This window comes from Kitasatospora sp. MAP5-34 (genome assembly GCF_029894335.1).
Lineage (GTDB): Bacteria > Actinomycetota > Actinomycetes > Streptomycetales > Streptomycetaceae > Kitasatospora.
Window position 1 is genome coordinate 54,664 of the sequence record NZ_JARXZC010000029.1, and the last position, 12,338, is coordinate 67,001.

9 protein-coding genes and 1 tRNA gene are annotated in these 12,338 nt (G+C 70.9%); 6 read left to right on the top strand and 4 right to left on the bottom strand.

The features are described 5' to 3' along the window. Window positions 1–46 precede the first annotated feature (46 nt). From P3T29_RS22400 to P3T29_RS22410, 3 genes are all read left to right on the top strand, one after another. Window positions 47–1,297: a hypothetical protein gene (locus P3T29_RS22400; protein WP_280718357.1), complete on the top strand. Its 1,251-nt coding sequence runs from the start codon at window positions 47–49 to the stop codon at window positions 1,295–1,297. Continuing rightward, a complete protein-coding gene (locus tag P3T29_RS22405; RefSeq protein WP_280718358.1) occupies window positions 1,294–2,559 on the top strand; it encodes an MFS transporter in 1,266 nt (421 codons plus the stop codon). The genes P3T29_RS22400 and P3T29_RS22405 overlap by 4 nt, the downstream gene beginning before the upstream one ends. Window positions 2,560–2,698: 139 nt before the next feature. Then, window positions 2,699–2,863 (top strand): hypothetical protein, encoded by a 165-nt coding sequence (locus tag P3T29_RS22410; RefSeq protein ID WP_280718359.1) that lies wholly within the window; start codon window positions 2,699–2,701, stop codon window positions 2,861–2,863. A 103-nt stretch (window positions 2,864–2,966) separates the two neighbouring features. Here the strand turns inward: P3T29_RS22410 and P3T29_RS22415 are convergent, their stop codons facing one another. From P3T29_RS22415 to P3T29_RS22425, 3 genes are all read right to left on the bottom strand, one after another. Beyond that, window positions 2,967–3,956 (bottom strand): helix-turn-helix transcriptional regulator, encoded by a 990-nt coding sequence (locus P3T29_RS22415; protein WP_280718360.1) that lies wholly within the window; start codon window positions 3,954–3,956, stop codon window positions 2,967–2,969. Between the two features lie 130 nt (window positions 3,957–4,086). Then, window positions 4,087–5,748 (bottom strand): glucose-6-phosphate isomerase, encoded by a 1,662-nt coding sequence (gene pgi / locus P3T29_RS22420; RefSeq protein ID WP_280718361.1) that lies wholly within the window; start codon window positions 5,746–5,748, stop codon window positions 4,087–4,089. A gap of 28 nt (window positions 5,749–5,776) precedes the next feature. After that, window positions 5,777–6,316 (bottom strand): hypothetical protein, encoded by a 540-nt coding sequence (locus P3T29_RS22425; protein WP_280718362.1) that lies wholly within the window; start codon window positions 6,314–6,316, stop codon window positions 5,777–5,779. Between the two features lie 167 nt (window positions 6,317–6,483). Here P3T29_RS22425 and P3T29_RS22430 point away from each other — a divergent pair. From P3T29_RS22430 to P3T29_RS22440, 3 genes are all read left to right on the top strand, one after another. Continuing rightward, window positions 6,484–6,557, top strand: a tRNA-Lys gene (locus P3T29_RS22430). A 120-nt stretch (window positions 6,558–6,677) separates the two neighbouring features. Further along, the gene (locus tag P3T29_RS22435; RefSeq protein WP_280718363.1) at window positions 6,678–9,887 is read left to right on the top strand and encodes a S41 family peptidase; all 3,210 of its coding nucleotides are present in this window, start codon (window positions 6,678–6,680) and stop codon (window positions 9,885–9,887) included. A 99-nt stretch (window positions 9,888–9,986) separates the two neighbouring features. Continuing rightward, on the top strand, window positions 9,987–10,193 hold the full coding sequence (locus P3T29_RS22440) for a hypothetical protein (protein ID WP_280718364.1): 207 nt from the start codon (window positions 9,987–9,989) through the stop codon (window positions 10,191–10,193). Window positions 10,194–10,266: 73 nt separating this feature from the next. On the opposite strand, the gene P3T29_RS22445 is transcribed toward P3T29_RS22440, so the two are convergent. Beyond that, window positions 10,267–12,336, bottom strand: a complete 2,070-nt coding sequence (locus P3T29_RS22445; RefSeq protein WP_280718365.1) for a phospholipase C, phosphocholine-specific — start codon at window positions 12,334–12,336, stop codon at window positions 10,267–10,269. Between the last annotated feature and the right edge of the window lie 2 nt (window positions 12,337–12,338).

Here is a 12,338-nt window from a genome sequence, read left to right on the forward strand (position 1 = left end):
GGACCGACCGGCGGACAACGAAGAACAGGGATTGCCAGGAGTGCGCATGGACAACAAGACCGAGGTACTGGCCATTGGCTGGCACGCCAAGACCGTTGCCGCCTTCGAGCGGCTGGGCCGCCGCGTCGTGAGCGCCGTCGAGGTGAAGGATCTCGCCAAGGCGTCAGCGCTCTGCGGCGAGGAGAACCTGCCCGTCGTGACCGACGCGCGCAACGTGGAGTCGGTGCTCGCCGGGCTGACCCGGGCCGGGGTCGATCCCCGGCGCTTCGAGGCCATCTTCAGCATCCATGAGCTCTCGCTCGTGACGGCCAGCGCGCTGTCGCAGCTCACCGGCCTCCCCGCTCTTCCGCTCGGGTCCGCGATCGCGCTCCGCGACAAGCTGGTCCAGAAGCGGCTGATCCGCGAGGCGGGACTCCGCGTCGCGGACTGCCGACCGATCGGCCGGCTCGAAGAGCTGGCAGGGGTCCGCTGGCAGGGGCCGCTCGTGGTGAAGCCCTTCGCCGACGCCGGTTCCCGGAACACCTTTCCGATACGGACGCCCGAGGACCTCGAAGCGCTGCTCGGCGGCGACGGCCCCGGCCGCGGGTCGGGGCCGTGGCTGGTCGAGGAGTTCGTCGAGGGCGCCGAGCTCCACCTCGACGGCGTGGTGCGCGACGGGGAACTGCTGTTCCTGAGCGTCTCCCGCTATCTGCAGAACGTCATCTCGGTGAGATCCGGCGGGCTGGTCGGCTCGGTGCTGCTCGACCCCGTCACAGCCCCGGACCTGTACGAGCAGGCCCGGGATCTCACCGCAGGATCACTGCGCGCCCTCGGGCACCGTGACGGAGTGTTCCACCTCGAAGCCTTCCGGGGTGCGGCAGGTCTCGTCTTCAGCGAATGCGCCGGTCGGATCGGCGGGGGAATGATCCCCGACGTCAACCAGCAGGTCTTCGGCGTCGACCTGGTCGAGGAGTTCGCCCGGGCGGTCCTGGGAATTCCGTCCGGGGTCGGGGCCGGGGCCGGTACCGGGTCGTCACAGGGCACGTCCTGCGGCTTCGTCCAACTCTCCGCTCCCGCCGGACGGATCAGCCGGATGCCGACCGAGGACGCGGTGAAGGCGAGACCGGGGTGTGTCACGGTCCGCCTCGCACTCGCCGAGGGCGCCGACGTTCCCGACTTCTCGGCCGGTTCCCATCTGATGGCCGGAAAGGCCGTGCTCGTCGCCGATGACGAGGCCGAACTCGAGCGACGCATGCACGACCTGGTCGGGTGGTTCCGGCAGGCCGTCGTCACCGGCCCGCAGAGTGTGCCGGCATGAGCGGTGCCGTGACGTCAGCCCTGCGGACCAGGGCGGCCGGCTGGGCGTCGGAGGTGCTACCGGCCCGTGGTCCGGGTCGGACCCTGTACTGGGCCAGCCTGGTCAACGCGGTGGGGACCGGGATGTACCTGGTCAGCAGCGCCATCTACTTCGTCCGGTGTCTCGGCCTTTCGGAGACCAAGGTGGGCCTCGGCCTGACCGTCGGCTCCCTGATCGGACTCGTCAGCGGCGTTCCGGCAGGGCACCTCGCCGACCGGTTCGGGGCCCGCCGGGTCTACGTCGTCTCGCTGCTCGGCGAGGCGCTCACGATGTGCTTGTTCACCCTGGCGGGCTCGTTCTGGACCTTCGTCGCCGCCACCACGGGCGCAGCCGTGGCCGCCTCCGCCAGTTCCGCCGCTCGAGGGCCCATCATCCAGTTCGTCTCCGAGCAGAACGCGGCGCAGCTGAAGTCGCACCTCCGCTCGGTGTCGAACGCCGGATTCTTCGTCGGCGGCGCTGCGGCCGGTGTCGTGCTCGGCACCGACAGGCAGGTGTACTACCTGCTCCTGATCCTGGGCAACGCCGCCTCGTTCGCGCTCTGCGCGGCCCTGATGTACGGCATCCCCAAGATCCCGGCCACCCTGTCGAAGTCCTCGGGAAAGAGCTGGACGTCGCTGCGGGACCTGCACTATCTCCGCATCGTGGCCATCAACTCCGTGCTGAGCCTGCAGTATCCGGTTCTCCCCATCGTGCTGCCGCTGTGGGTGGTCACCCACACCGACGTGCCCCGGTGGACCGTCGCCACGATGATCCCGCTCAACACCGTCCTCGTGGTCCTGCTGCAGATGCGGGCCGCCCGCCGGGTGACCGGGCTCCGCTCGGGCGGACGGCTGTTGACTCACGGTGGAGTCGTCATGAGCGCGAGTTTCGTGCTGATGGCCACGGTTCCGATGGTCGCCTCCCGGCTGCAGATAGCCGTGCTCCTGCTCGCGGTGGTTATAAACGCTCTGGGCGAAATATTCTGGGTGACCGGTAGCTACGAACTCAGTTTCGGCCTGGCGCCCGCCGAATCACTCGGCCAGTACCTGGGTCTCCATTCGATGGGCGGAGGACTGGGGCGGGCGGTCTCCTCGGCGCTGGTGAGTTACCTCTGCCTCTCCCTCGGCTTCACCGGCTGGCTCGCTTTCTCCGGTCTGATCCTGCTGGCCGCGTTGTCGGCTCCCTTTGCGGTGAATCGGGCGATTTCAGCCCGGGCGGAGACGCTCCCGAAAGTGCTCGCCTAGGCCGGCCGGCGGGAAAGCGCGGCTGGACGATATGGGCCATGGCACATTCGGTCCAGGCTCCGGCTCTCCCGTCGGCCTTCGGTGCTGGATAGGGTCATTACATAACCGAACGACAGAACTTCTGGGGGAAGTCATGTACGTGAGCACCACGGTCCGAAACATTCTGCTTGCTGTTGCCGTCGCCGGCTGCGCCATGGTCGCCACTACCGCACCGGGTGAAGCAAAGAACATCTCCGTATCCGCCGCCCCGAATTCCGCAGTCACCGCCGAGCAGATTCCGCAGGACGTCACCTGGGGAAACTGACGCAGCGCCGCGCAATTCCCGGGCGGACCGTCGCACCGGAGAATTCTGACGGCGACGGTTTGAAATGTCACCCGGAAAGCATCGGGCGGATTCGGTCCCGCGATCAGCGAGTGCTGGGAATCCAGCCGTCCTGCACCGCGTGGACACCCGCCTCGAACCGGCTCCCGGCGCCGAGCACGACCATCAGGTTGGCGACGATGCGCCTGGCGGTGCGGTGGGAGATACCGAGCCGCCGGGCGATCGCGTCGTCGGTGTAACCACAGCCGAGCAGGCGCAAGGTCTCGAGCTCCTGATTGGTGAGGCCGACCTCCGTGCGCGGCTGCCGGGGAGTCCACGGCGTGGCCCGGTTCCAGATCTCGTCGAACAGCGCGTAGAGGGCGGTGATGGTGCTGGTGTCCTGGACCAGCTTCGCCCCCTTCGCGGCGTCACTGGTGTCCGTGGGGAGAACAGCGATCTTCCGATCGAAAATGATCATGCGGATCGGCAGTGACGCCACCGTGCCGACCTTCGCGCCATGGTCCGCCAGCCACTGCACGTGGTTCACGGTGGGCTGGTCGTTGCGAACGCTGTCCTGGTAGACCGTCATCACCTGCACGCCGCGCTCCAGCAGCAGGGCGTTGGGCTCCCGGCTGGCCAGCAGGTCCGCCTCCTTGTGAGCGCCCCCGGGAGCCAGCGTCACGATCTCGTACTCGGCCCGGGCGCTCAACTCGGAGAGCCTGGACCGGATCGCCGCTATCCCGGTCAGTTCCTCCCAGTCCGCCTCGGCGTCACGGCACACCTCGGCGTACTGGGTGAGCAGGAGGGTGGCTGCGGCCTGGGACTCCTCGACCCGCTGACGGAGCATCGCCAGCTCACTCTGCTGATGCGCCAGCAGCACCCCGACACTGCGGATGGGGCTCTGCGCCCAGTACTCACCAGCGTCGGGAGAGCAGTCGACCAGTGCCAGTGCGGTCAGCCGCTCCAGGGACGCCCGCAGCTGATCGTCGTCGATGCCCAGGCGTTCGGCGAGTTGGCCGAGATCGTCCTGCGGATGCGCCAGCATCTCGCGGTAGACGGTCTCCGAGACGCCGTCCAAGCCGATCGCCGACAACATACAGCCTCCTGGGATGTGCGCCGTCCCCATCCTCACGGAGAAGCAGCAGCAGTGTAATCCACCGGGTGACCAGGGCAAACGGGAATTCGACGGGGCGCGGGGCAGGGCCCCGCGCCCTTGTCGGCCGGCGTCAGCGACCGCGCAGCTCGCGGTAGCCGGCCACCAGCGCGGCGGTGGAACTGTCCAGGTGGTCGGCGCCCTCGCCCGTGAGCAGGACCGGCTCGATGCGCTTGGCCAGCACCTTGCCGAGCTCGACGCCCCACTGGTCGAAGGAGTCGATGTTCCAGACCGCACCCTGGACGAACACCTTGTGCTCGTACAGCGCGATCAGCTGGCCCAGCACCGACGGGGTGAGCTCGGCGGCCAGGATGGTGGTGGTCGGGTGGTTGCCCTTGAAGGTCTTGTGCGCGACCAGGCGGGCCGGCACGCCCTCCGCCGCGACCTCCTCCGGGGTCTTGCCGAAGGCGAGCGCCTGGGTCTGGGCGAAGAAGTTGGCCATCAGCAGGTCGTGCTGGGCGACCAGGCCGGGCAGCAGGTCGGCGACCGGCTCGGCGAAGCCGATGAAATCGGCCGGGATCATCTTGGTGCCCTGGTGCAGCAGTTGGTAGTACGCGTGCTGGCCGTTGGTGCCGGGGGTGCCCCAGACGACCGGGCCGGTCTGCCACTGGACGGCGTTGCCGTCCCGGTCCACCGACTTGCCGTTGGACTCCATGTCCAGCTGCTGCAGGTAGGCGGTGAACTTCGAGAGGTAGTGCGAGTACGGCAGCACCGCGTGCGCCTGCGCGTCGAAGAACGCGCCGTACCAGACCCCGAGCAGGCCCAGCAGCAGCGGCACGTTCTGCTCGGCCGGCGCGGTGCGGAAGTGCTCGTCGACCAGGTGGAAGCCGTCCAGCATCTGCCGGAAGTTGTCCGGCCCGATCGCGATCATCAGCGACAGGCCGATCGCCGAGTCGTACGAGTAGCGGCCGCCGACCCAGTCCCAGAACTCGAACATGTTCGCCACGTCGATGCCGAAGTCGGCGACGCCCCCGGCGTTGGTGGAGAGCGCGACGAAGTGCTTGGCCACCGCGCTGGTGTCGGCGCGCAGCTCGGTGAGCAGCCAGTCCCGGGCCGAGGTCGCGTTGGTGATGGTCTCGATGGTGGTGAAGGTCTTCGACGCGACGATGAACAGCGTCTCGGCGGCGTCCAGGTCGCGGACCGCCTCGTGCAGGTCGGCGCCGTCCACGTTGGAGACGAAGCGGACGGCGATGCCCCGGTCGCTGTAGGAGCGGAGCACCTCGTACGCCATCGCCGGGCCGAGGTCCGATCCGCCGATGCCGATGTTGACCACCGTCCTGATCCGCTGGCCGGTGTGCCCGGTCCACTCGCCGCTGCGCACGCGGTCGGCGAAGGCGGCCATCTTGTCCAGCACCGCGTGCACGGCGGGGACGACGTTCTCGCCGTCCAGCTCGATCACCGCGTCGCGCGGGGCGCGCAGCGCGGTGTGCAGGACGGCGCGGTCCTCGGTGATGTTGATCTTCTCGCCACGGAACATCGCGTCCCGCAGCCCGGCCACACCGGTCGCCGTCGCCAGCTCGCGCAGCAGGGCGAGGGTCTCGTCCGTCACCAGCTGCTTCGAGTAGTCGACCAGCAGGTCGCCGACCCGCAGCGCGTAGCGGCTGCCACGCTCCGGGTCCGCCGCGAACAGCTCGCGCAGGTGCTGCTCACCGAACTCCTCGCGGTGCTTGGCCAGCGCCTCCCACTGCGGCAGCCGGTTCAGCGGGGTACGGCCGCCGGTGGCGTGGTCCGACATCGGTTTCTCCTTGTGAGTCATCCGTCAGTCATCCGCGAGTCGTTCGTGACTCGTCCGGATCAGGGGTTACCGGCAGGGCCCGGCGGGAGGGTTTCGCGAGGTCCGGCGGTACGGGGGAGGGTGGGCCGACTCCGTTGACGGCCTGCCCCGGCCAGCCTACGCGCCCTGGCGACGCGTCACGGGTGCGCCGAACGGTGTTCAACCGACCGTCACCGGCGGGTCGGAGCGGCCGGAGGCGAGCCGAGCCGGAACGAAGGTCCGGACCGCGCATCACCTCGTCCGCGATCTCCGGGTCGGCCCCGGTCTCCCCACGGGCCGTCAGGACTTCGCGCCGGGAGGCGGCGATCATCTCGGACGAGCGCCGGGCCACCGCGAAGATCAGCGGTGGCAGCACCAGCGGGAGGATCAGCTCCGGGTCGATCGTCACGTTCGGGATCTGCGGCACGACCGCCATCACCAGCCCGAGCACCGTCATCAGCACGGGCTGCGGCACGCCGGTCCGCCGGGCCGGCGGCATCGTGACGACCGAGGCGAGCAGCACCAGGAAGGGCAGCGACAGCTGGGCCACGAACCGCCGGTTCCTCTCCGACTGCCCCCTTTCCCCCGGAGCAGCGTAAATGTGACAAACCAGCCGTCCGGCGCGGCTCGCCGGACCTTCGCCGGCGCCCTGGGTCGGCGACCGGCCCCGATTGTGAGTTTCGGCCGCTGACCAGGTAATGTTCTCTTCGTCAGCAGGCGCCGCTAGCTCAGTTGGTTAGAGCAGCTGACTCTTAATCAGCGGGTCCGGGGTTCGAGTCCCTGGCGGCGCACAGACGGACTGCAGGGCCTTCTCGCGACGGCGAGGAGGCCCTGCAGTCGTTTCCGGCCCCTCGCGCTGATGCTCCGTGAGCCCGGTTGCGGGCCGCCCGCCCGGACCGAACCATGGAGACGTGACCGCGCCCGGCTATCTGAGGTACCCCCACCTGCGTGGCGGCCTGCTCACCTGCACCGCCGAGGACGACGTCTGGGCGGCCCCGCTGCACGCCGACGGCACGGTCGGCCGCGCCTGGCGGGTCAGCTGCGACCGGACCAGGGCCAGCCACCCACGCCTGTCCCCCGACGGCGCCACCATCGCCTGGACCAGCTGGCAGGCCCTCACTCCCGAGGTCTGGACAGCACCCTCGGCGGGCGGCGAGGCCGTCCGGCTGACGTACTGGGGCAGCCAGGACACCCGGGTGCGCGGCTGGCTGCCGAACGGCGAGGTGCTCGCCGTCACCTCGTACCACGAGCCGTTCGCGCACTACACCTGGGCGTACGCGCTGCCGCCGGACGGCTCGCCCGGCCGCCGGATGCCCTGGGGGCCGGTCGACGACGCCCAGGTCGGCGCCGAGCACACGGTGCTGCTCACCGCCGCCGCCCCGCACGAACCCGCCGCCTGGAAGCGCTACCGGGGCGGTGCCACCGGCCGGCTCTGGCTGGACGCCGACGAGCTGCTGCCCGGCCACCCCGGCCACCTGTCCTCGCCGATGCCCGTCGGCGGCCGGATCGCCTTCCTCTCCGACCACCAGGGCGTCGGCAACCTTTACTCCTGCCGCCCGGACGGCACCGACCTGCGCCGGCACACCGACCACGCCTCCTACTACGCCCGCGAGGCCGCCACCGACGGGACGCGGATCGTCTACCAGCACGCGGGCGACCTCTGGCTGCTGGACAGCCTGGACGCGCCCGCCCCCCGCCGCCTGCACGTCCCGCTCGGCGGCGCGCGGGCCGGGCGCCGCCCGTACCAAGTCACGGCCGCCACCCAGGTCAAGGACCTGATCTGCGACTACACCGGCCGGGCGAGCGCGATCACGGTACGCGGCAGCCTGTACTGGCTCACCCACCGGGACGGCCCGGCCCGGGTGCTCGCCGACACCCCGGGGGTGCGGACCAGGCTGCCCGTACTGCTCGGCCACACCGGCAGCCTCGCCTGGGTCACCGACGCCGAGGGCGAGGACGCGATCGAGCTGGCCCCGCTGCCCGCCCGCGACGGCCCCGACACCCCGACCCGGCGGATCGCCGCCGGGCAGCTGGGCCGGGTGATCGAGATCGCGGCCACCCCGGACGGCCGCACCCTGGCCGTCACCACCTCGGACGGCCGGCTGCTGCTGGTCGACACCGCCGACGGAACGGTCCGCGAGGTCGCCGCCTCCCCGTACGGTCCGGCCACCAGCCCGGGGTTCTCGCCGGACTCGCGCTGGCTGACCTGGTCGCAGCCCGTGGCCGGGCGGTCGCTGCGCAGCATCAAGCTGGCCCGGGTGGACGCGCCCGAACTGCAGATCGACGTGACCGGCGGGCGGTTCGAGGACGAGCACCCGGTCTTCAGCCGGGACGGCCGGTTCCTGGCCTTCCTCTCCTGGCGCGGCTTCGACCCGGTGCACGACGTGCACACCGGCGACCTGTCCTTCCCGCTCGGCTGCCGCCCCTACCTGGTGCCGCTCTCCGCCGACACGCCGTCCCCGTTCGCCTCACCGGCCGAGGGACGGCCGCCGGTCGGCCTGGACCCGCACGAGGCGGGCGGCGACGGCAGCGTCACCGTCGATCCGCAGGGCCTCTCCAGCCGCCTGGTGCCCTTCCCGGTGATCGCCTCCAAGTACTCGGCGACGGCCGCCGTGCGCGGCGGGCTGCTCTGGCTGCGCTGGCCGATCTCCGGCGCGCTGGGCCAGACCTTCGCCAACCCCGCCGACACCTCGGGCCACCCGTCGCTCGAGTACTTCGACCTGGCGCGCGGCACCCGCACCACCTTGGTGGACCGGCTGGACGGCTTCTCGGTCTCCGGCGACGGCAGCGCGGTGGCGGTCTTCTCGGCCGGGGTGCTCAAGCTGTACCAGCTCTCCTCCCCCGGCTCCCCGCTCGCCATCGACCTGCGCCGGATCACCCACACCGTGCACCCGGCCGACGAGTGGCGCCAGTCGTACCGTGAGGCGGCCCGGATCGTCCGGGACCAGTTCTGGGACGCCGGGATGTGCGGCCTGGACTGGCCCGCACTGGTCGAGCAGTACGAGCCGCTGCTGATGCGCATCGCCGGGCCGGACGACTTCGCCGACCTGCTGCGCGAACTCCTCGGCGAGCTGGGCACCTCGCACGCGTACGTCACCCCGGCCCGGCGCGGCGAGGGCCCGGCGGCCGTGCAGCAGCCGTTCGGGCTGCTCGGCGCCAACGTCCACCGGGCCCCGGACGGACGGTGGTTGGTGGACCGCATCCTGCCCGGCGAGTCCTCCGACCCCCGGGCCCGCGCCCCGCTCGCCGGGTACGGGCTGCGCGACGGCGACGAGCTGGTCGCCATCTCCGGCCGCCCGCCCGACCCGGTGCGCGGCCCGTACCCGCTGCTCGCGGGCACCGGCGGCACCACCGTCGAACTCGCCCTCCGCCGTGGGCCGGACGGCCCGGTACGGCGGATCGCGGTGACCCCGCTGACCGACGAACGGCCGATCCGGTACCAGGACTGGGTGGTCAAACGGCGGCGCCTGGTACGGGAGTTCAGCGACGGGCAGTGCGGCTACCTGCACATCCCGGATCTCGGCGGCTCCGGCTGGGCCCAGTTCAACCGCGACCTGCGGCGCGAACTCGACCGCGCCGCACTGGTGTTGGACGTACGCGGGAACGCGGGCGGGAACGTCTCGGAACTGGTGCTGGAGAAGCTCACCCGCCGTGTGCTGGCCTGGGACTTCAGCCGGGGGCGGCGTCCCGTCCGCTACCCGAGGGACGCCCCGCGCGGCCCGGTGGTCGCGCTCGCCGACCACGCCACCAGCTCGGACGGCGACGTGATCATCACCGCCATCAAGCTGCTCGGGCTCGGCCCGGTGGTCGGCACCCGCACCTGGGGCGGCGTGGTCGGCATGACCGGGCGGCACACGCTCGGGGACGGGACGCAGATCTCGGTGCCGAAGAACGCCTCCTGGTTCACCGGCGGGGTCGGCTGGTCGGTCGAGAACCACGGCGTCGAACCGGACGTCCACGTACTGCGCACCCCGCACGACTGGGCCCGGGGCGACCACACCGACCTGGCGGCCGCCGTCCGGCTGGCCCTGGAGCTGGCGGAGGACTCCCCGCCCGCCACTCCCCCGCCACCGGACACTCCGCGCCCGGACCTCCGGCGCCCACCGTTGCCGCCGCGCTGAGGGGCCAACGGGGTGTCCGGGGCGCTCCCGGTGGCGGGTCCGGCGACGTAGTGTGACAGTGAGGGCAGCCCATCGGTCCGACCGACCCGAGGAGGAGACATGGGCATCTTCGACAGGTTCCGGTCCAAGGCCCACGAGCACGAGGACCCCGCCGCACGCGCGGCGCTGGCACACGACGAGGCGGCCGACGCGTTCGCCGTCGATGTCGAGAAGAAGGCCGAGCAGACCCCGATGAAGCCGCAGCTGACGGACGAGGACCGCCTGGCCGCCGAGAACATGACCGCCGAGGGCGACCCCTGGGACTGAGCGCCGGCCGGCAGCAGGGGCGCCGGGTTCTGCTCGTTGATCGAGCGGAACCCGGCGCCCCTGCCGGTCGGTCTCAGCCGCTGATGCTCGCCGCGCCGCACTCCAGGTGGCCGGAGAAGCGCTGGGACCAGGTGGAGTCGGAGTCGACCGTCACCGTGAAGTCGTACCAGCCGTTCTGGTAGGCGACCGCGTTGAAGTAGTCGCTGGTGTGGCCGCCCGCCGGGACGGTGTACTTCCACGGGCCGTCGGTGCGGTACTGGTTGGACGTGATGGTGAACGTCACGGACGTGGTACCGGTGTTGGCCATCGCGAAGTAGATCGCCAGCTGGCCGGTGCCGGGCTCCACCGCGTAGGAGGCGGTGGCGGAGACCAGCTTGCCGGGCTTGGTCGCGTCGCCCTTGAAGCGGCGCAGGAAGCGGTTGGGGCCGGTCACGCTCAGGTCGTACTGGCCGTTGCCGTAGTTGGTGCCGCAGTTGAAGAAGTCGCTGGTGTCGGTACCCGGGTCGACGGTGTACTGCCACGGGCCGCCGCTGCGGTAGGCGTTGGCGTAGGCCGCGAAGTGGGTGGTGTTGACGGCACCCGCACCCTCGTTGGCCATCTTCAGCCAGACCTTCATCACGCCGCTGGAGCCGAACTCCAGGTGGTCGAGGTTGGCGTTCGGCTGGTACGGCAGGGCGCGGGCCGGGCGGGTGCCCGGCTCCTGGGCCGGCAGCGCGTTGTTGGTGGGCGAGGGGTTGCCCAGCGGGCCGCAGGTGGACAGGCCGATGGTCTGCGAGGTGTCGGGCAGGCTCGGCATCCCGTACACCGGGCTGGTGAAGTCGAAGACGCTGGTCAGGTCGCCGCAGACCCTGCGGCGCCAGGCGCTGATGTTCGGGCAGGTGGCCGGGGAGCCGATGGCGGCCGTCCACTGCTCCAGGAAGCGCAGCACCGAGGTGTGGTCGAAGACCTCGGAGTTGACCCAACCGCCTCTGCTCCAGGGTGAGATGGCGATCAGCGGGACGCGGAAGCCGAGGCCGATCGCGGTGTTGCTGTAGAACTCGCCCGCCGTACCGGCCGGGGGCGAGGGCGGCGGGACGTGGTCGAAGAAGCCGTCGTTCTCGTCGTAGTTGAGCAGCATGATGGTGGAGTTGAAGACACCTGCGTCCGCGTTCAGGGCGTCCATCACCATGTGCACGAAGTGCGCGCCGTCCTCGGGCGTCGCGTACGGGTGCTCGGAGGACTGCTGGTCGGCGACGACCCAGGAGACCTGCGGGAGGGTGCCGTTCAGCACGTCGGCGCGGATCGCGGCGGCGATGTCGTCCGGGGTCCGGCCGGTGACCTGCGGGACGGAGCCCATACCCTTGACGGCCAGCGAGCTGCCGGCGGGGGCGCCCGAGAACTGGGTGAAGTAGGCGAGGGCGTTGTCACCGAAGTTGTCGGCGGCGTTCTGGTAGACCTTCCAGCTGACACCGGCGTTCTCCAGCGCCTCGGCGTAGGTCTCCCAGCGCAGGCCCTTCTCGTCGCCGCCGTCGTAGGCGGGGCCGCCCGCCGTGCCGCCCGGGTCGATCATGCCGGACCAGTGGAAGGTGCGGTTCGGGCCGGTCGCGCTCAGGGTGGAGCAGTGGTACGAGTCGCAGATCGTCCAGTTGTCGGCGAGCGCGTAGTGGAAGGGTATGTCGTTCCGCTGCAGGTAGCCGAGGGTGCGGACGGTGCCCTTGGCGGACACCCAGGAGTCCATCTTGCCGCCGTTCCAGGCCTTGTGCTGGTCCGACCAGGCGTGCGAGAGGTCACCGTTGCACTGGGCCGTGGTCTCGGTACTGCCCGACGCGCCGCTGGGGTTGAAGGCCCACGGGTACTGGCGGCTGAACAGGCCGTTCGGCTGGTTGAAGACGCTGTAGCCGTTGGCTATCTGGATCGCGCTGCGGTCAGCGAAGCCCCGGACGCCCTTGAGGGTGCCGAAGTAGTGGTCGAAGCTGCGGTTCTCCTGCATCAGGATCACGATGTGCTGGGCGTCCGCGATGGTGCCGGTCGTGCTCAGCGTCGTGGCCGAGGCCGGGGCGGCCGAGGCCACAGCCGCGCCCCCGACGGTCGAACCGACCGCCGCCACGCCTGCCGCCGCCGTCGCCGACAGCGCCATGAACTTCCTACGACTGAAGTCAGCCATCT

Excerpts from the sequence above, each read along its gene's own strand:
- P3T29_RS22400 (WP_280718357.1), top strand. The coding sequence starts at position 47 with ATGGACAACAAGACCGAGGTACTGGCCATTGGCTGGCACGCCAAGACC.
- P3T29_RS22405 (WP_280718358.1), top strand. The coding sequence starts at position 1,294 with ATGAGCGGTGCCGTGACGTCAGCCCTGCGGACCAGGGCGGCCGGCTGG.
- P3T29_RS22415 (WP_280718360.1), bottom strand. The coding sequence starts at position 3,956 with ATGTTGTCGGCGATCGGCTTGGACGGCGTCTCGGAGACCGTCTACCGC.
- pgi (WP_280718361.1), bottom strand. The coding sequence starts at position 5,748 with ATGTCGGACCACGCCACCGGCGGCCGTACCCCGCTGAACCGGCTGCCG.
- P3T29_RS22440 (WP_280718364.1), top strand. The coding sequence starts at position 9,987 with ATGGGCATCTTCGACAGGTTCCGGTCCAAGGCCCACGAGCACGAGGAC.
- P3T29_RS22445 (WP_280718365.1), bottom strand. The coding sequence starts at position 12,336 with ATGGCTGACTTCAGTCGTAGGAAGTTCATGGCGCTGTCGGCGACGGCG.